This is a genomic window from Pseudomonas izuensis (assembly GCF_009861505.1).
GTDB lineage: Bacteria > Pseudomonadota > Gammaproteobacteria > Pseudomonadales > Pseudomonadaceae > Aquipseudomonas > Aquipseudomonas izuensis.
The window spans coordinates 101,028-119,279 of the sequence record NZ_WTFT01000037.1 but is presented as its reverse complement, the minus strand read 5'-3'; the positions used below and the strand labels follow the sequence as shown (position 1 = coordinate 119,279).

The 18,252-nt window shown below is 58.6% G+C and carries 17 protein-coding genes; 14 read left to right on the top strand and 3 right to left on the bottom strand.

Features of this window, described 5'->3' with window-relative positions; all coding sequences use genetic code 11:
- Positions 1-109: 109 nt before the first annotated feature.
- From GPL81_RS25290 to GPL81_RS25275, 4 genes are all read left to right on the top strand, one after another.
- Positions 110-808 carry a segregation and condensation protein A gene (locus GPL81_RS25290; RefSeq protein ID WP_172901685.1) on the top strand — a complete coding sequence of 233 codons (699 nt, stop codon included), beginning with the start codon at positions 110-112 and terminating at the stop codon, positions 806-808.
- 11 nt (positions 809-819) lie between these two features.
- The gene (gene scpB / locus GPL81_RS25285; protein ID WP_160108929.1) at positions 820-1,809 is read left to right on the top strand and encodes an SMC-Scp complex subunit ScpB; all 990 of its coding nucleotides are present in this window, start codon (positions 820-822) and stop codon (positions 1,807-1,809) included.
- Between the two features lie 261 nt (positions 1,810-2,070).
- Positions 2,071-3,303 (top strand): 23S rRNA pseudouridine(2605) synthase RluB, encoded by a 1,233-nt coding sequence (gene rluB / locus GPL81_RS25280; protein WP_160108928.1) that lies wholly within the window; start codon positions 2,071-2,073, stop codon positions 3,301-3,303.
- A gap of 878 nt (positions 3,304-4,181) precedes the next feature.
- Positions 4,182-5,600 carry an amino acid permease gene (locus GPL81_RS25275; RefSeq protein WP_160108927.1) on the top strand — a complete coding sequence of 473 codons (1,419 nt, stop codon included), beginning with the start codon at positions 4,182-4,184 and terminating at the stop codon, positions 5,598-5,600.
- Positions 5,601-5,834: 234 nt separating this feature from the next.
- Here the strand turns inward: GPL81_RS25275 and GPL81_RS25270 are convergent, their stop codons facing one another.
- Together GPL81_RS25270 and GPL81_RS25265 are read right to left on the bottom strand one after the other, a co-directional pair.
- Entirely contained in the window at positions 5,835-7,499 is a 1,665-nt protein-coding gene (locus GPL81_RS25270; RefSeq protein ID WP_160108926.1) for an electron transfer flavoprotein-ubiquinone oxidoreductase, read from the bottom strand.
- Positions 7,500-7,642: 143 nt separating this feature from the next.
- Positions 7,643-7,984, bottom strand: a complete 342-nt coding sequence (locus GPL81_RS25265) for a hypothetical protein (RefSeq protein WP_160108925.1) — start codon at positions 7,982-7,984, stop codon at positions 7,643-7,645.
- A 62-nt stretch (positions 7,985-8,046) separates the two neighbouring features.
- On the opposite strand from GPL81_RS25265, the gene GPL81_RS25260 reads away from it, so the two are divergent.
- From GPL81_RS25260 to GPL81_RS25215, 10 genes are all read left to right on the top strand, one after another.
- Entirely contained in the window at positions 8,047-8,796 is a 750-nt protein-coding gene (locus GPL81_RS25260; protein WP_007987229.1) for an electron transfer flavoprotein subunit beta/FixA family protein, read from the top strand.
- Complete coding sequence (locus tag GPL81_RS25255) at positions 8,797-9,726, top strand: electron transfer flavoprotein subunit alpha/FixB family protein (RefSeq protein WP_160108924.1); 930 nt, start codon at positions 8,797-8,799, stop codon at positions 9,724-9,726. It begins immediately after the preceding gene.
- Positions 9,727-9,889: 163 nt separating this feature from the next.
- Positions 9,890-10,714, top strand: coding sequence for a substrate-binding periplasmic protein (locus tag GPL81_RS25250; protein WP_160108923.1), 825 nt, complete (start codon positions 9,890-9,892; stop codon positions 10,712-10,714).
- Positions 10,715-10,723: 9 nt separating this feature from the next.
- Entirely contained in the window at positions 10,724-11,080 is a 357-nt protein-coding gene (locus tag GPL81_RS25245; protein ID WP_096512849.1) for a DUF4398 domain-containing protein, read from the top strand.
- Positions 11,077-11,889 carry an OmpA family protein gene (locus GPL81_RS25240; RefSeq protein ID WP_160108922.1) on the top strand — a complete coding sequence of 271 codons (813 nt, stop codon included), beginning with the start codon at positions 11,077-11,079 and terminating at the stop codon, positions 11,887-11,889. The genes GPL81_RS25245 and GPL81_RS25240 overlap by 4 nt, the downstream gene beginning before the upstream one ends.
- A gap of 310 nt (positions 11,890-12,199) precedes the next feature.
- Positions 12,200-13,639, top strand: coding sequence for an aminotransferase-like domain-containing protein (locus GPL81_RS25235; RefSeq protein ID WP_096512847.1), 1,440 nt, complete (start codon positions 12,200-12,202; stop codon positions 13,637-13,639).
- 99 nt (positions 13,640-13,738) lie between these two features.
- A complete protein-coding gene (locus GPL81_RS25230; RefSeq protein WP_160108921.1) occupies positions 13,739-14,206 on the top strand; it encodes a translation initiation factor 2 in 468 nt (155 codons plus the stop codon).
- A gap of 165 nt (positions 14,207-14,371) precedes the next feature.
- Positions 14,372-14,626, top strand: coding sequence for a YkgJ family cysteine cluster protein (locus tag GPL81_RS25225; protein ID WP_160108920.1), 255 nt, complete (start codon positions 14,372-14,374; stop codon positions 14,624-14,626).
- 40 nt (positions 14,627-14,666) lie between these two features.
- Positions 14,667-15,272 carry an START domain-containing protein gene (locus GPL81_RS25220; RefSeq protein ID WP_160108919.1) on the top strand — a complete coding sequence of 202 codons (606 nt, stop codon included), beginning with the start codon at positions 14,667-14,669 and terminating at the stop codon, positions 15,270-15,272.
- A 390-nt stretch (positions 15,273-15,662) separates the two neighbouring features.
- The gene (locus GPL81_RS25215; protein WP_160108918.1) at positions 15,663-17,762 is read left to right on the top strand and encodes an LTA synthase family protein; all 2,100 of its coding nucleotides are present in this window, start codon (positions 15,663-15,665) and stop codon (positions 17,760-17,762) included.
- Positions 17,763-17,835: 73 nt separating this feature from the next.
- Here GPL81_RS25215 and GPL81_RS25210 read toward each other — a convergent pair whose 3' ends face one another.
- Positions 17,836-17,994 (bottom strand): DUF3309 family protein, encoded by a 159-nt coding sequence (locus GPL81_RS25210; RefSeq protein ID WP_170948722.1) that lies wholly within the window; start codon positions 17,992-17,994, stop codon positions 17,836-17,838.
- Between the last annotated feature and the right edge of the window lie 258 nt (positions 17,995-18,252).

The window sequence follows — 18,252 nt, the reverse complement described above, 5'->3', positions numbered from 1 at the left end:
AGAACCCGTCGACAGTCAGGCCGGAGCCCAGCAAGAGCTGCCCTTCGCCATGGTCTATGGCCAGGCGGTCATGGAAATGCCGCTGGACCTGTACATCCCGCCGGATGCGCTGGAAGTCTTCCTCGAAGCCTTCGAAGGCCCGCTCGACCTGTTGCTGTACCTGATCCGCAAGCAGAACATCAACATTCTCGACATCCCGGTAGCGGAAATCACCCGCCAGTACATGGGTTATGTCGAGTTGATGCAATCGGTGCGCCTGGAACTGGCTGCCGAGTACCTGGTGATGGCCGCGATGCTGGCCGAGATCAAGTCGCGGATGCTGCTGCCCCGGGCGGAAACCGTCGAAGACGAGGAAGAAGACCCGCGCGCCGAACTGATCCGCCGCTTGCAGGAGTACGAGCGTTTCAAGGCTGCCGCCGAAGGCATCGATGGCTTGAGCCGCGTCGGTCGTGATGTGGTGGTGCCCAAGCTCGACGCACCGGAAGCACGGGCGCGCAAGCTGTTGCCGGACGTGCGTCTGTCGGAACTGCTGCTGTCCATGGCCGAGGTATTGCGCCGTGGCGACATGTTTGAAAGCCACCAGGTAAGCCGCGAAGCGCTGTCCACCCGCGAACGCATGAGCGACGTGCTGGAACGGCTCAAGGGCGGCGGTTTTGTACCGTTTGTCGAGCTGTTCACCGCTGAAGAAGGGCGGCTGGGCGTGGTAGTGACCTTTATGGCAATCCTCGAGCTGGTCAAGGAATCCTTGGTCGAGCTGGTGCAGAATGAGCCGTTCGCAGCGATCCACGTGCGAGCCCGAGCCGAATAACGAGTTGAATCATGAACCTGAGTGAACCCCGCGAGCTGGCGCCACTGCTTGAAGCCTTTCTGTTGGCCTCGGGAAAACCGCAATCCCTGGAGCGCCTGTTCGAACTCTTCGAAGAAGCCGAGCGGCCTGAGCCGGCGGTTTTCAAGAAAGCCCTGACCATTTTGGGCAAGTCCTGCGAGGGTCGCGCATTCGAGTTGAAGGAAGTCGCCTCCGGCTATCGCCTGCAAATCCGCGAAAAGTTTTCGCCATGGGTCGGTCGTTTGTGGGAAGAGCGTCCGCAGCGTTATTCCCGCGCGATGCTCGAAACCATCGCGTTGATTGCTTATCGCCAGCCGATTACCCGCGGCGAGATTGAAGATGTGCGGGGTGTGGCAGTCAACAGCCAGATCGTCAAGACGCTGATGGAGCGCGAGTGGATTCGTATCGTCGGTTACCGCGACGTACCGGGAAAACCGGCGATGTTCGCTACCACCAAGGCGTTTCTCGATCACTTCAACCTGAAAAACCTCGACGACTTGCCGCCATTGGCGGAGTTGCGCGAGCTGGAACCTGATCCGGTGCTCGACTTCGACGACGCACCCGTACCTGCTTCGTTGCAGGAACTGGCCGATGCCAGCGCCGAACCGGAAGAGCCCAAGGAGGAAACCAGTTTCCATACGCTGTTGCTGGAGCTGGATAGCATGGAGGAGGGGATCAAGACGGATTTCGATGATTTGTTGCGAGATGGTGAGGTGACAGAGTCTGATCCTGAATTCGCTGACATACAGCCGGAAACCGAAGGCGTCCAGGTCGGATCAGTGCCTGAGCCTGAAGACGAGCCCGAACCAGAAAGCGAGCTTGAGCAGGAAGAGGACATTCTGGGCGTTGCCGCAGCTCGCGAAAAACTGCTGGCCGCTGTTGCTGCCCTTGAGCAGCCGAAACCTGAGCTTAGTGATGAAGAAGCGGAAGCATTGGCCTTGGCCGAAGCCATCGAGGCCGAACGCCGCCAATTTGACGATTGACACCCATCCTGTAGGAGCTGAGCTTGCTCGCGATGACGGCGGCACATTCGACATCGAATTGACTGACACACCGCCATCGCGAGCAAGCTCAGCTCCTACAGAGATTTGTGACGCACCACCGGTCGGCGGAAAAGCAAGTAACCTTGCATTGATCAGCTAGTCTCTGATGCGCAAACGCACTCATGCGCGTATGATTCGCGACCCTTCGGCGATCCCTTCGCCCAAGTACCCAGTTTTCAGACCACACCGGGAGGTGCCCAGATGAGTATCAACGACCAGAAAGACGACCAGCCAATTGGCCCAGCAGGCGAAAAACTGCAGAAAGTCCTCGCCCGTATCGGCGTTGGCTCGCGCCGTGACGTGGAAGCCTGGATCAGCCACGGCCGTATCAAGGTCAACGGCAAAGACGCCACCCTCGGGCAGCGCGTCGATATGCACGACGCCATCACCATTGATGGCAAGGTGATCAAGCGCGAAGAAGCCGCCGAGTCGGTACGCCGCGTGATCATGTACAACAAGCCCGATGGCGAAATCTGCACCCGTGTCGACCCGGAAGGTCGTCCGACCGTGTTCGACAAGATGCCGCGCCCGAAAGAAGGCCGCTGGATCAACATCGGTCGCCTGGACATCAACACCACCGGTCTGCTGATGTTCACCACCGACGGTGAGTTGGCCAACCGCCTGATGCACCCGTCCTACGAAATGGACCGTGAATACGCGGTACGTGTGCGTGGCGAAGTGGACGACGAGATGATCGAGCGCCTGAAAGCGGGCATCGTGCTCGAAGATGGCCCGGCCAAGTTCACCGACATCAAGCAGGCGCCCGGCGGCGAAGGCTTCAACCACTGGTATCACTGCGTGGTGATGGAAGGCCGTAACCGTGAGGTTCGTCGTCTGTGGGAATCCCAGGGCCTGGTGGTCAGCCGTCTGAAACGCGTGCGTTTTGGTCCGGTGTTCCTCAACTCCGACCTGCCGATGGGCCGCTGGCGCGAAATGAGCCAGTACGAAGTCGACATTCTGAGTGCTGAAGTAGGTCTGACCCCGGTGGCCATGCCGCAAATGACCGCCAAGAGCAAAGACAAGCTTGAGCGCATGCAGCGTAAATCGTCGCGGCCAATGGCCAAGACCGACCGCGTGCGCACTCTGCGTCCAGCCACCGGTGAGCCGGCCACCAGCCCGCGAGTCAATCGTGAGCCGCAGATCGAAGGCGAGCGTCCAGGTCGCAAGCCTGCTGCACGCCAGGACGGTGAGCGCGGCCCACGCACTCCGCGTCCGGCCAGCGGCCGCACCGAGCGTGGCGAAGGTCGTGGTGCTCCAGCAGGTCGCGGTACGCCAGTGGCGGATCGTCCGGCCGAGACCAAGCGCCCGGCCAAGCCGGCGCCGAAGCGTCCGGGGATCAAGCTGGTCGACGGTGACAAACCGTCGGGCAAGCGTCGCGGAGCGCCGGCCGGTTCCGGTCAGCGTCCGGGCTTTGGTCGTCGCAAGCCGGAGTGAAGCAGCGGTAAGCTTCGAGCTTTGAGCTGCAAGTGAGAAACGCCAGCCTTCGGGTTGGCGTTTTTTTTTACCTGGCTTAAGTGATGTGGTTTCTGCCAGTCCCTCTTCGCGGGCAAGCCCGCTCCCACAGTGATTGGGCCGAGCCCAAAATCTGTGGGAGCACCAATACCTGTGGGAGCGGGCTTGCCCGCGAAAGCGTCGGCAGGATCGCTGCATTGCTCAGGTTGGAAAGACAGTTTTACGATCCGTAAAGAAAACCTGACGAATTTTGCCGATTGGCCCCGAGAAATCTTCATTGCGCAGAGACTGTAAGAAATTTCTTCCGCTCCATAACCCTTTCGATCTCTATTCACCGCTCTATCCCGCTTGTTTCCCCACCCCAGGCAAGGTGTTATGCGCGCCATGCCTGTCGTGCAGGTGCATAACAAAAAGGAGGCGCAATGAACGCCGCAATCCGTTTCCAGCTCTCAGCGTGGGCCGGTTTTTCGACTGTCCCCTTCAAAGGCCTGCAAAGGCCTGACTCCCTTTTTGCAGCCGCCCGAGCCTCTCGGGGTGGACACAGGCAATCCCGGCAACCAACACACTGATCCAGTGGTGTCTGGCAGCAGGGGGTTAGCGGTGTACAATGCGCCGCGTTTTACCTGTGACCTCCTGCGCATCTGCGCAAACCTCAAGGCTATCCGCCTTGTTCACTCCGCCGCGTCACGAGCGTGTCGGGTTCGATTTCGTCACAGATAAAAACAAACAGGTGACGCATGACCGTTGTAAATACGCTGAACTCCTGGTGCCTGCGCTGGGGTTTGATCGGTGCCGCTTAACGCCCTTTACAAGCAGCAACGTCTACTGAACATCATCAAACCTTGCGTGAGACCCTTTTCATGAGTGGACAAAACTCGCATTCAGGCGAGCTGAAACGCGGCCTGAAAAATCGCCACATTCAATTGATCGCCCTCGGTGGCGCGATTGGTACCGGTTTGTTCCTCGGCTCGGCCGGGGTGCTGAAATCCGCCGGCCCGTCGATGATCCTCGGCTACGCCATCTGCGGCTTCATCGCCTTCATGATCATGCGCCAACTGGGCGAAATGATCGTCGAAGATCCGGTGGCCGGCTCCTTCAGCCATTTCGCGCACAAGTACTGGGGCGGCTTTGCCGGCTTCCTGTCGGGCTGGAACTGCTGGATCCTGTACATTCTGGTGGGCATGTCTGAGCTGACAGCGGTCGGCAAATACATCCACTACTGGGCACCGGACATCCCGACCTGGGTCTCCGCGGCTGCGTTTTTTGTGCTGATCAACGCCATCAACCTGGCCAACGTCAAAGTCTTTGGCGAGGCCGAGTTCTGGTTCGCGATCATCAAGGTCGTGGCGATCGTCGGCATGATTGCCCTGGGCAGCTACCTGCTGGTCAGCGGCAATGGCGGCCCGCAAGCGGCGGTCAGTAACCTGTGGTCCCACGGCGGCTTCTTCCCGAACGGTGTCAGCGGTCTGGTAATGGCCATGGCGTTCATCATGTTTTCCTTCGGTGGTCTGGAAATGCTCGGTTTTACCGCTGCCGAAGCGGACAAGCCGAAAACCGTGATCCCGAAAGCCATTAACCAGGTGATCTACCGGATCCTGATTTTCTACATCGGCGCCCTGGTCATCCTGCTGTCGCTGACACCTTGGGATAGCCTGCTGACCACGTTGAACGCGTCCGGTGACTCCTACAGCGGTAGCCCCTTCGTGCAAGTGTTCTCTATGCTCGGCAGCAACACCGCCGCGCACATCCTCAACTTCGTGGTCCTGACCGCGGCGCTGTCGGTGTACAACAGCGGCACCTACTGCAACAGCCGCATGCTGCTGGGCATGGCCGAGCAGGGCGATGCACCGAAGGCTTTGGCGAAGATCGACAAGCGCGGCGTGCCGGTGCGTTCGATCCTGGCTTCGGCTGCCGTGACGCTGATTGCGGTGCTGCTGAACTACCTGATCCCGCAGAACGCGCTGGAACTGTTGATGTCGCTGGTGGTGGCCACCCTGGTGATCAACTGGGCGATGATCAGCTACTCGCACTTCAAGTTCCGCCAGCACATGAACAAGACCAAACAAACGCCGCTGTTCAAGGCCTTGTGGTATCCGTATGGCAACTTCATCTGCCTGGCGTTCGTGGTGTTCATTCTCGGTGTGATGTTGTTGATTCCGGGGATCCAGACATCGGTGTACGCGATTCCGGTGTGGCTCGTGTTCATGTGGGGCTGCTACGGCATCAAGAACAAGCGCCGTGATGCAGGGGCTGCTGTGGTGGGTTCCGCCACCCGATAGGAATATCGGCTGGCCGGCTAAAGAAAATGCCCGTGTCGCGAGATACGGGCATTTTTTATGGCCTTGGTGCGCACCTCTGATCTGTAGGAGCCGGCTTGCTGGCGAAGGCGGTGTGTCCGGCGACGTCGATGTTGGATGTGCAGGCCTCTTCGCTGGCAAACCAGCTCCTGCAGGTTTACGTTCGCAAAAAAAATGCCCCGACCAGTCGGGGCATTTTTTGTTGTGGCGTTCGGCTTACATGTTCGGGTAAGTCGGGCCGCCAGCGCCTTCCGGGGTGACCCAGGTGATGTTCTGCGCAGGATCCTTGATGTCGCAGGTCTTGCAGTGAACACAGTTCTGGGCGTTGATCTGGAAGCGCTTCTCGCCGTCTTCCTTGGTAACTACTTCATACACGCCGGCCGGGCAGTAGCGCTGGGCAGGTTCGTCGTACAGCGGCAGGTTCTTGGTGATCGGGATGCTCGCATCAGCCAGCTTCAGGTGGCACGGCTGCTCTTCTTCGTGGTTGGTACCGGAGATGAACACCGAGCTCAATTTGTCGAAGCTGATCTTGCCGTCCGGTTTCGGGTAGTCGATCTTCTTGCAGTCGGCCGCCAGTTTCAGGCAAGCGTAATCTGGCTTGGTGTCGTGCAGGGTGAACGGCAGTTTGCCGCCGAAGATGTTCTGGTCAAGCCAGTTGAAACCGCCACCGACGATGGCGCCGAACTTGTGGATCGCCGGGCCGAAGTTACGGCTGGCGAACAGTTCGTCGTAGAGCCAGCTCTTCTTGAACGCGTCCACGTAGGTGGTCAGTTCTGCAGTGCCGTCCAGGTCGGCGAACAGCGCGTCAGCCACGGACTCGGCAGCGAGCATGCCGGACTTCATCGCGGTATGGCTGCCTTTGATCTTGGCGAAGTTGAGGGTGCCGAGGTCGCAACCGATCAGCGCGCCGCCCTTGAACACCATTTTCGGCAGCGAGTTCAGGCCGCCCTTGCAGATGGCGCGGGCGCCGTAGCTGATGCGCTTGCCGCCTTCGAGGTACTGCTTGAGCACCGGGTGGTGCTTGAGGCGCTGAAACTCGTCGAACGGCGACAGGAAGGTGTTGCTGTAGGACAGGTCGACGATCAGGCCGACGACGACCTGGTTGTTTTCCAGGTGATAGAGGAACGAGCCGCCGGTGTTCTCGGTGCCCATGATGTCCATCGGCCAACCGGCGGTGTGTACCACCAGGCCTGGCTGGTGTTTGGCCGGGTCAACTTCCCAGATTTCCTTCAGGCCGATGCCGTAATGCTGGGCGTCGGCATCGCTGTCGAGGTTGAAGCGCTTGATCAGTTGCTTGCCGATGTGGCCACGGCAACCTTCGGCGAACAGCGTGTACTTGCCACGCAGTTCCATACCCGGGGTGTACAGGCCTTCTTTCGGATGACCTTCGCGATCAACGCCCAGATCACCGGTGATGATCCCGCGGACCACACCATTTTCGTCGAACAGCGCTTCCTGGGCGGCGAAGCCCGGGTAGATTTCCACGCCCAGGTTCTCGGCCTGCTGGGCCAGCCAGCGGCACAGGTTGCCCAGGGAGATGATGTAGTTGCCTTCGTTGTGCATGGTCTTGGGCACAAAGAAGTCTGGAACTTTCTGCGCGCTTTCGGCGTTTTTCAGCACGAAAATGTCGTCGCGGGTGACCGGCGTGTTCAGCGGTGCGCCGAGTTCTTTCCAGTTCGGGAACAATTCGTTCAGGGCCCGAGGCTCGAACACCGCACCGGACAGGATGTGAGCACCGACTTCGGAGCCTTTTTCAACCACGCAGACGCTGATTTCCTTACCGGCTTCGGCGGCCTTCTGCTTCAATCGGCAGGCGGCGGAAAGACCAGCGGGGCCGGCACCGACGATGACCACGTCGAATTCCATGTATTCGCGTTCCACAGGTTATCTCCTACTCAAGGCTCAACAGTTTTTTTTCTAATTGGAAGTTTGGTGTCGCATCCATGAATCCCTGCACAATGCGGGAAGAGGACAATCGATGAACCACCTTTCTCTCTGGGTGGCGCATTATATCTACACCACTCCTAGCGTCCAATACAAACGTTTGTTTGAATTGCCGCAAAGCCAGAGAAATCAAAGTCACGCGGGTTATGAACGGCTATTTTGCCGTATTGACCGGAATAGGTGTTCCGGTCAAGATACGGGCGGTTTTGCGCTCGCCGTAGGCTGACTGTTGGTTTCAAGAGCACCTCTAAAGACAGGGCGATGGCAGTACAAGGTGACGCGCCGTTCGGGGTTGCGCGCAGTTTACACGCCGCGATATTGAATGACTCGTTGGTCACCACTGACGAACGGTCATGAACATCGTGAGCGATGGTCACTTTGACACGAATGCCGGCGTTTTTAGAGGTGCCCTTGCGCCCCATGAGCATCAACCGCCAGGTTCGCCTAGGCGACTTTCTTTTCACCGGAGAGTAACGAGGAATCCATGAAGGTTCTTGTAGCTGTCAAACGCGTTGTGGATTACAACGTCAAGGTCCGCGTCAAGGCGGACAATTCCGGCGTCGATCTTGCCAACGTCAAGATGTCGATGAACCCGTTCTGCGAAATCGCAGTGGAAGAAGCCGTACGTCTGAAAGAGAAAGGCGTTGCGACTGAAATCGTCGTCGTCTCCGTCGGCCCGTCCACCGCTCAAGAGCAACTGCGCACCGCGCTGGCTCTGGGTGCCGACCGCGCCATCCTCGTCGAATCCGCCGAAGATCTGACTTCCCTGGCCGTTGCCAAACTGTTGAAAGCTGTTGTCGACAAGGAACAGCCTCAGCTGGTGATCCTTGGCAAACAAGCCATCGACAGCGACAACAACCAGACTGGCCAGATGCTCGCTGCATTGAGCGGCTATGGTCAGGGCACATTCGCCTCCAAAGTCGAAATCAGCGGCGACAGCGTGGCTGTCACCCGTGAAATCGACGGCGGCGCGCAGACCGTTTCCCTGAAACTGCCGGCCATCGTCACCACCGACCTGCGTTTGAACGAGCCGCGCTACGCGTCCCTGCCAAACATCATGAAAGCCAAGAAGAAGCCTCTCGAAGTGCTGACTCCGGACGCTTTGGGCGTTTCCACCGCCTCCACCAACAAGACCGTGAAAGTCGAAGCGCCTGCTGCACGCAGCGCGGGTATCAAGGTCAAGTCGGTGGCTGAACTGGTCGAGAAACTGAAAAACGAAGCGAAGGTAATCTAAATGACTATCTTGGTTATTGCTGAACACGACAACAAAGTGCTGGCCCCGGCCACGCTGAACACCGTTGCTGCCGCTGCCAAAATCGGCGGCGACATCCACGTGCTGGTTGCAGGTCAAGGCGCTGGCGCCGTGGCTGAAGCCGCAGCGAAAATCGCTGGTGTGAGCAAAGTCCTGAACGCTGACAATGCTGCTTACGCGCATCAGCTGCCGGAAAACGTTGCGCCATTGGTTGCCGAGCTGGGCAAGGGTTACAGCCACATCCTGGCTGCCGCCACTTCCAACGGCAAAAACATCCTGCCGCGCGTTGCCGCTGCACTGGACGTTGACCAGATCTCCGAGATCATCTCGGTAGAAAGCGCTGACACTTTCAAGCGTCCGATCTACGCCGGTAACGCCATCGCCACCGTTCAGTCGAACGCTGCGGTCAAGGTGATCACCGTGCGTGCCACCGGTTTCGACCCGGTTGCAGCTGTTGGTGGTTCGGCTTCGGTTGAATCCGTTGCTGCTGCTCACGATGCTGCAATCTCCAGCTTCGTCGGCGAAGAGCTGGCCAAGTCCGATCGTCCGGAACTGACCGCTGCCAAGATTGTCGTTTCCGGCGGCCGCGGCATGCAAAACGGCGACAACTTCAAACACCTGTACGCCCTGGCCGACAAGCTGGGCGCTGCCGTCGGTGCTTCCCGCGCCGCGGTCGACGCAGGTTTCGTACCCAACGACATGCAGGTCGGTCAGACCGGCAAGATCGTTGCTCCACAGCTGTACATCGCGGTCGGTATCTCCGGCGCGATCCAGCACCTGGCCGGCATGAAAGACTCCAAAGTGATCGTAGCGATCAACAAGGACGAAGAAGCGCCGATCTTCCAGGTGGCCGATTACGGCCTGGTGGCAGACCTGTTCGAAGCCATCCCTGAGCTGGAGAAGCTGGTCTAATCCGGCTGCTTCACTTATAAAGAGCCCGACCTTCTGGTCGGGCTTTTTTTTGCCCTTTCTGTAGGAGCCGGCTTGCTGGCGATGGCGATCTCAAGGACGCCATCGCCAGCAAGCCGGCTCCTACAAGGGAAGATCTAACCAGATTTGAGTGGAGCGTAATGCCATGGATCCGCGTCGAATGTGTGGCTGGTCATTGCTGCTGAGTTTGACAATGTTGCCGGTATTGTCGAATGCGGCCGGCAAATGCGAGCGCCTGGTGGTCACCGGCAGCCCGGATGCGCCACCCTATCTGTGGCAAGACCCACAAAACCCCAGGCACCTGATAGGCGCCAGCGCCGATCTGTTGCAGCAAGTGGCGCAAGAGTTGGGCATCAAGGTTGAACTGCTTTACGCCGGCAAACGCTCCCAGGCCCTGGATGAGGTGCGCAGTGGTCGCATGGACATGTTGGCCGATGCACCGTTGACGGTCGGCGAGCTGGAGTCTCTGGACTATATCCATCCGCCCTTGCTGGAAAACGATTATCTGGTCTGGACCCGCAAGGATTCGCCGCTGGTCTACAACGACGTGCAGGACCTGCACGGTCATACCGGCGCGTTGTCGGAAAAGTCTCGATTGACCTCCGCCTTCGGTATTTACGCCGAGCAGCACCTGACCCTTGTCCGTACACCCAACTTGACTGAGGCCTTTCAGAAGTTGCTGCTCAGTGAGGTGGAATTCGTCCTGGCCGGGCGCTATTCCGGCATGGCAATGGCGCAAACGCTCGGCATGGCCAACGACCTGATCGCTCGCGCGCAACCGGTCGACAAACCGGGACTGTATCTGGCGGTTTCCCATAACTCGGCCTGCAACGATCCGTGGTTGCGCGGACAGTTGGCCAAAAAGATGACAGAATTGCCCGCGTCCGGACTGACCGAGGCCGTGCTGCAGCGCAATATCGAGCGTTGGAACGCGCAGCAGAAACAACCTGTCAGTACCCCAAAACAGTAGGGATTTTTAGTGAGTATTCGACCTCTTTTCGCTGCCCTGGCCGTTCTGGCTCTGGCGGGTTGTGCAGCCGATCCGGCGCCGAATGAACAAATGCGCCTGACCGCACAGGCACTCGAACAGGCCAAGGCCGTTGGCGCCACGGCCGATGAAGTGCCGGAAATGAAACTGGCCGAAGACAAGTACAATCGCGCCAAGGGCAGCATGGCCGATCAATCCTACAAAAATGCGCGCATGCGCTCCGAGCAGGCCGAGCTTGACGCGCGCCTGGCTGAGGCACGGGTCCTGACCCTCAAGAGCGAGGAGCAGTTGAACGTGCTCAATACCCGCATCACCCGCCTGCGCAAGCAATTGGGAGATACCCAATGAGCCTCGGGTCCAAGATGTTCGGCGGTTTTATCCTGGCAGGTTGCGCGAGTCTTTACGGCTGCGCCGGTCAGCACAGCGAGGCGGTGTTGCAGCAGGCTGGTGCTGACTTCCAGAAGGTCAAGGAAGATGCCAACGTGTTGCGAATCGCGCCCAAGGATGTGATTCGCGCCGGTGAGTCCCTGGCGCGCGCCGACCGGTTATCCAGCTATTGGGGCAGCGGTTCGGATGTCGCGCATTACGCCTACCTGAGTCAACGCTACAGCGAAATCGCCCGCGAGCACACCAATCGGGTGCTCAACGAAGAGCGCGCCGCGAAGCTGGAACTGGAGCGTCAACGCCTGCAACTGGCCTTGCGCGAATCCAAGCTGCTCAACGTACAGCAGCAGGGAAAATGGCTCGAAGAACAGATTGTGGCGCTGGCCACCACCCAGACCGATCGGGGCCTGGTGATGACCTTGGGTGATGTGCTGTTCGACACCGGAGAGGCGGAGCTGAATAACTCGGCCAACCGTGTGGTGTTGAAGATCGTGCAGTTCCTGCAGCTCAACCCCAAGCGCGTGGTGCGCATCGAAGGCTATGCCGACAGTACTGGCGGCAAGCAGGAAAACCTCAAGCTGTCCCGTGACCGTGCGCAATCGGTGGCGGATGTGCTGATGGACCTGGGTATCGAAGACAAGCGCATTCAGGTCGAAGGTTATGGCGATGAGTACCCGGTGGACGCCAACGCTTCCGAGCGGGGGCGCGCACAGAACCGTCGGGTGGAAATTGTGTTCTCCGACGAAAAAGGCCAGCTCGGCGCCGCCCGCTGAGAACGGCTTCCCATTGAAACCACAATCTCTGTAGGAGCCGGCTTGCTGGCGATCACATCACCGCGGTGTTTCAGAGGCGCCGAAGTGATGCCATTGCCAGCAAGCCGGCTCCTACAAGCCCGGCCTGCCAGTCAGTGCCGGGTTTTTTTGTGCCTGCCAAACAGTCGAGCTTTCCGATAAAAGCAGTACAGATTTTGCTGACACTGCACTGTACGGTCGACTATTGTGGCAACTGTCCCAGTACACTTCTAAACTGTTCCGGTATCGTTTCCTACAAGAATAAAATGCCTGTGAAATCGAGTGCTGCGTCATGACCAATCTCTTGCTCTACCAACGTATTGCTCAGCAACTGGCTGAAGACATCCGCCGCGGTGTGTATCAACCTGGAGAGCGCGTGCCTTCGGTACGCAAGATGAGCTCGCAGCTCAATGTCAGCCATGCCACCGTGTTACAGGCCTATGCCAACCTCGAAGATCAGGGGTTGATCCGTGCCCGGCCGCAGTCGGGTTATTACGTGCACCAGACGCCGGCCCTGACCGCACCGACGCCGGACATTGCCCGGGTCGAGCGTCCAGGCCTGGTCACCCGCAGCAGCATCATCCAGCAAGTACTGGTCGAATCCCGCCGCGAAGGTGTGTTCCCGTTGGGCGCCGCGGTGCCGAGCGTCGACTATCTGCCGGTACGGGCACTGCATCAGCAACTGGCCAAGGTCACCCGTTTCCATAGTCCCCGTGCATTCAGCTACATGTTCAGCCCAGGCTTCGAGCCGTTGCGCCGACAAGTGGCCATCCGCATGCGCGATGCCGGGGTGGTGGTCGACCCGTCGGAAGTGGTGATCACCCACGGCTGCGTCGATGCCTTGCAAATGTCCTTGCGAGTGCTGACCCGGCCGGGCGATCTCATCGCTGCCGAATCGCCAACCTACTACGGTTTGCTGCAACTGGCGGATCTGTTGGGGCTCAAGGTCATCGAGATCCCCAGCGATCCCTCTACCGGCATGAGCCTCGAAGCCCTGCAACTGGCCGCCAACCAATGGTCGATCAAGGCGCTGGTGCTGACCACGCGCCTGAGCAATCCATTGGGCGGCACCATGCCCGAAGAGCGGCAGAAACAATTGCTGCGCCTGGCGTCGGATTTCGACATTCAGGTGGTCGAGGACGACATCTACGGCGAGCTGATGTTCGAGCAGGGACGCACCAAGGCGCTCAAGGCCTACGACCGGCTGGACCGGGTGATCTATTGCTCGAGCTTCTCCAAAACCCTGTCGCCCGGTGTGCGGATCGGCTGGATGATTGCCGGCAAGTATCAACAGGAAATTCAGCGCTTGCAGACCTTCAGCACCCATTCGGCCTGCAGCGTCACGCAGATGGGCATTGCCGCTTATCTGGAGAATGGTGGTTACGACCGCCATTTGCGTTACATCCGTCAGGAGTACCGCAAGAACCTCAGTGCCTTCCAGCTGGCGGTGCAGCAGTATTTCCCGGAAGGCACGCAAATGACCCGGCCGACCGGCGGTTTCATTTTGTGGGTGAGCCTGCCGGGGCGGGTCAATACCCAGGAGCTGCACGTGCGTGCGTTGCAGCAGGGCATCAGTATTGCGCCGGGGCTGATTTTCAGTAACACCGAGCAGTTCAATCACTGTATTCGACTGAACTGTGGCATTCCCTGGAATCGGGAAGCCGAACGCGCATTGATGACCTTGGGCATGCTGGCCACTCAACTCTGCCAGGAGATGGCGGGCGGCTTTTAACGGGGCGGGCGGGTTATTGCTGCCCGTGCTTGTCATGGCGTCTGCAACAAGCGAGCATATGGCCCCTCTGTCGTTTGCGCGATGTGCGCCGTTGGATCCATGAAACCGATTTTTACTGCCGCCTGGTTGTTGATCTGCCTGTTAGTCAGCGCTCAGCCGGTATCCGTTATGGCCGCTTCCGATCAGGAAAAACCGGCGGCAAGCACACCTTCAAAGAAAAATACGCCCATCCAGAAAACTGCACCGGTTAAAAAGAAAACGGCTGCGGAAAAAAAACGCCCACCGATCGTCTCCAAGTCGAAACCGGCCAGTGAAGTGGTGAAAACCCAACTCCCTCCGGCCGACCTGGATTTGAGCCTGCCCAAGGACATGGTCGATGAGTTGAAACCGGTCGGCACCGTACCATTGCCCAAGCACGAAACGGTGCTGCCGCAAATGTTCGGTGACAAGAGCAGTCAGTTCCAGCTCAACGGTCGCTTGATCAGCAACGAAATGCAGTTGCAAATGCGCAACGAAGAGCGCCGTGAAGTCGAAGGCGCAGCGTTGGAATTCGAATTCAAGCGGTAAATCCAGACAGTTCGTAACCCGCCGGGTAGACGCTTTGTCGGAGACTGCCCGGTCACACCACTTTGCGTGGAAAAACCCGCGGCCCGGTAATTTAAAACAACTGTTTTAGCGGTTACTCTGTGTCCCGTCCGTTTACACATTGCCCGTCGCGAGGAGCTCGTCGTCATGAAATGCCGTGAAGGCTGTGGCGCCTGTTGTATTGCCCCATCCATCAGTTCACCCATTCCCGGTATGCCCAACGGCAAAGCCGCCGGGGAGCGTTGCCTGCAACTGTCTGCCGATAATCTGTGCAATATTTTCGGTGAACCGGAGCGTCCGGCGGTGTGCTCGGCCTTTGAAGCTGATCCCGAGGTGTGCGGGAGCAGTAGTGAAGAAGCGATCCGGTTGCTGGGCTGGTGGGAGCAGATGACCGCCGCGTGATGTGTCAACGAACGGAACTTCAACAATAAGGAATAAGACTATGGGTTCGCTGCATCGTATGGCTGTTCTGTGTGGGTTGTCGGCTGTATTGGCCACCTCGTTCGCCCAGGCCGAAGACTGGAAAGTCGCAAAAAACGAAGACGGCATCAAGGTGTCCCTGAGTGAAGTGGCCGGTTCCGATTACAAGGCTTATCAGGGTGTCACCCTGATGAAAACCACCGTGGCCAAACTGCGCGCATTGCAGGAAGACGTGTCTGGCGCCTGTGCCTGGATTCACGAGTGCAAAACCCAGAAGTTGCTCAAGCACGAAGGCGATCAGAGCTGGACCTACACCCAATTCAATACGCCATGGCCGGTCACCCCGCGCGATTCGGTGCTGCATGTCACCACCATCGAAGGCGCCGACGGCAGCCTGACCCGCAAGCTCGAAGGTGTGCCCAAGTACCTCCCTGAAGAAAAAGGCTTTGTGCGGGTTGCCAAGGTCGACGGCTTCTGGAAGTTCGTTCCCAAGGGCGATCAGGTTGAAGTGACTTATCAGGTACACACCGAGCCGGGCGGCAGCGTGCCGTCGATGGTTGCCAATAAATTCGTGGTCGATGCGCCGTTCGATACCTTGAAAAACCTCAAGGCTCGCGCTGAGAAATAAGCGCGATATCGATTTGCTCTCTGTAGGAGCGAGCCTGCTCGCGATGGACGTCAACGATAACGCGCGCGGTCTGAATGATCGCGTTGTTCGGGCGTTTTTCGCGAGCAGGCTCGCTCCCACAGGTATGAAGTGGCCGCACGCCCCCCCTGTAATCCAACACCCCATCAAAGCCTTTATTGTGTTTCCAGATATGCGTTGCACAAAATTTTCACAAAGGCTCCAAGACAATTCGCGCGCGCCGGCATGACCTGTCAGTAATCAATGGCAATGCCGCGATCGATCGTGCACCATTTGCGCACCGCGCAAGTCCCGGGGCCAAGTAGTGGCCAATAGAGGGCAGGGCGCAGCTGAATTTTTGAAACTTCAACTTCCAATGGGTCCTAAAACGACATGGCAATTCCGGACGCCCTGAATCAGCAGCGAGCTTCTAGTCGCCTGCTGCAACCGACCGTCAAATCGCATCTGGCCTACACGTTGTTGTGCGCGCTGGTCATGATGGTGATGTTTTCCGCGCTGCGCCTCGCGCTGCTGGTCTACAACCGCGAAATGATCCTCAACACACCGGCCTCGACCTTTGTCGAAGCGTTTGCCAACGGCCTGCGTTTCGACCTGCGTCTGGTGGTGTACCTGAGCGTTCCATTACTGCTGGCGCTGTTCAGCGCGCGGGCCATGGCGGCGCGCGGGTTCTTCCGTTTTTGGCTGACGGTGGCCTCCAGCATCGCGCTGTTCCTGGGCCTGATGGAGATGGACTTCTACCGTGAATTCCACCAGCGCCTGAACGGCCTGGTCTTCCAGTATGTGAAGGAAGACCCGAAAACCGTAATGAGCATGCTCTGGTACGGTTTCCCTGTGGTCCGCTACCTGCTGGCCTGGGCCGTAGGCACCTGGATCCTCAGCCTGGCATTCAAGGGCGCCGACCGTGCCACCCGTCCCCGTGGCCCCTTCAGTGGCGGCAGCATCAGCACACGCCAGGTCGCGCCTTGGTATGTACGCATCATGGTGTTCGCGGTTTGCCTGCTGATCTGCGTGGTCGCGGCCCGTGGCACCCTGCGTCAAGGCCCGCCAATGCGTTGGGGTGACGCCTACACCACCGATTCCAACTTTGCCAACCAGCTGGGCCTCAACGGCACGCTGTCCCTGGCGGCGGCGGCGAAGGACCGGATGTCCCAGGATCGCGACAACATCTGGAAAGCCACGTTGCCACAACCGATGGCGCAGCAGACCGTGCGTGACATGCTGCTGATGAAGGACGACAAACTGGTGGATAGCGAGACCGCCGCGGTGCGTCGCGACTACACGCCACCGGCCGACAAGACCCTGCCGATCAAGAACGTCGTCGTGATACTGATGGAAAGCATGGCCGGTCACTCGGTGGGCGCACTGGGCGCACCGGGTAATATCACGCCATACATGGATAAGCTGGCGAAGGAAGGCCTGCTGTTCGACCGCTTCTTCTCCAACGGTACCCACACCCATCAGGGCATGTTCGCCACCATGGCGTGCTTCCCGAACCTGCCGGGTTTTGAATACCTGATGCAGACCCCGGAAGGCAGCCACAAACTGTCCGGCCTGCCGCAGTTGCTCAGCGCCCGCAAATACGACGACGTATACGTCTACAACGGTGACTTCGCCTGGGACAACCAGTCGGGTTTCTTCAGCAACCAGGGCATGACCAACTTCATCGGGCGTAACGACTTCGTCAACCCGGTGTTCTCCGATCCGACCTGGGGCGTGTCCGACCAGGACATGTTCAACCGTGGCCTGGAAGAGCTGAAAGCCCGCGACGGCAAGGACAAGAAACCGTTCTATGCCTTGCTGCAAACCCTGTCCAACCACACCCCGTACGCCTTGCCGACGCCATTGCCGGTCGAGCGCGTGACCGATCGCGGCAGCCTGAACGAACATTTGACCGCCATGCGATACGCCGACTGGGCGCTGGGTCAGTTCTTCGAACAGGCTCGCAAGGAGCCGTACTTCAAGGAAACCCTGTTTGTCGTTGTCGGCGACCACGGTTTTGGCAACGAGCGTCAGATCACCGAAATGGACCTGGGTCGTTTCAATGTGCCGATGCTGATGATCGCACCGGGCATCCAGGAGAAGTTTGGCAAGCTGGATCACACTGTCGGTACTCAAGTCGACATCGTGCCGACCATCATGGGCCGGATCGGCGGGGAAGTGCGCCATCAGTGCTGGGGCCGCGACCTGCTGAACCTGCCTGAAGGCGATACCGGTTTTGGCGTGATCAAGCCATCGGGGAGCGAGCAGACCACGGCCATCGTGACGGCTGACCAGATTCTGGTGCTGCCGAAGGACAAGGACATGGCGCCGAAGATGTACCAGTACGAGCTGGGCGCCAACCCGCACGCCGAAGTGATACCGGATGCACCGCGTACCGCCGAGATGAAAACCAAGCTGGAAGCGTTCCTGCAGACGGCGACCAAGAGCCTGCTCGATAACACCGCCGGTGTTGTCGACGGCAAGCCGGACTAACGAGCCGGTAAAAGAGTGACAACGCAATAAAAAGAGGCCCATAAAGGGCCTCTTTTTTTTGCCGATCAGTTCTTCATATCTTGCCGAGTAACAACAGGATCAATATCACCACCAACACCACACCGATGATACCGGACGGGCCATAACCCCAACTTCTGGAGTGCGGGAAGACCGGCAGACCACCGATCAGTAACAGGATCAGAATGATGAGTAGAATTGTGCCCATGTCTATTTCCTTGCTGTAAGAATTCAGGAATGACCTAGTCGTTAATGGTCAGCGGGAATGCAATTAATTCGAGCTGCTTAAAAAATCCGACTGCTGCGCATCGAAGAAAATTCCAAGTTTTTTTAATGTTTTTCGAACAAGGGATTATTTCGTTTCCATTGGCGTTAGTTGTGGGCGACGCTTCCAGGGTTTGCTCGGGCCATTCAGCAATTTGATGGAGCGTGGGTCGGGCGGTGTCCTTCGCTACACTCGACGCATCTTCCC

Excerpts from the sequence above, each read along its gene's own strand:
- scpB (WP_160108929.1), top strand. The coding sequence starts at position 820 with ATGAACCTGAGTGAACCCCGCGAGCTGGCGCCACTGCTTGAAGCCTTT.
- rluB (WP_160108928.1), top strand. The coding sequence starts at position 2,071 with ATGAGTATCAACGACCAGAAAGACGACCAGCCAATTGGCCCAGCAGGC.
- GPL81_RS25275 (WP_160108927.1), top strand. The coding sequence starts at position 4,182 with ATGAGTGGACAAAACTCGCATTCAGGCGAGCTGAAACGCGGCCTGAAA.
- GPL81_RS25265 (WP_160108925.1), bottom strand. The coding sequence starts at position 7,984 with ATGGGGCGCAAGGGCACCTCTAAAAACGCCGGCATTCGTGTCAAAGTG.
- GPL81_RS25260 (WP_007987229.1), top strand. The coding sequence starts at position 8,047 with ATGAAGGTTCTTGTAGCTGTCAAACGCGTTGTGGATTACAACGTCAAG.
- GPL81_RS25255 (WP_160108924.1), top strand. The coding sequence starts at position 8,797 with ATGACTATCTTGGTTATTGCTGAACACGACAACAAAGTGCTGGCCCCG.
- GPL81_RS25250 (WP_160108923.1), top strand. The coding sequence starts at position 9,890 with ATGGATCCGCGTCGAATGTGTGGCTGGTCATTGCTGCTGAGTTTGACA.
- GPL81_RS25240 (WP_160108922.1), top strand. The coding sequence starts at position 11,077 with ATGAGCCTCGGGTCCAAGATGTTCGGCGGTTTTATCCTGGCAGGTTGC.
- GPL81_RS25235 (WP_096512847.1), top strand. The coding sequence starts at position 12,200 with ATGACCAATCTCTTGCTCTACCAACGTATTGCTCAGCAACTGGCTGAA.
- GPL81_RS25230 (WP_160108921.1), top strand. The coding sequence starts at position 13,739 with ATGAAACCGATTTTTACTGCCGCCTGGTTGTTGATCTGCCTGTTAGTC.
- GPL81_RS25225 (WP_160108920.1), top strand. The coding sequence starts at position 14,372 with ATGAAATGCCGTGAAGGCTGTGGCGCCTGTTGTATTGCCCCATCCATC.
- GPL81_RS25220 (WP_160108919.1), top strand. The coding sequence starts at position 14,667 with ATGGGTTCGCTGCATCGTATGGCTGTTCTGTGTGGGTTGTCGGCTGTA.
- GPL81_RS25215 (WP_160108918.1), top strand. The coding sequence starts at position 15,663 with ATGGCAATTCCGGACGCCCTGAATCAGCAGCGAGCTTCTAGTCGCCTG.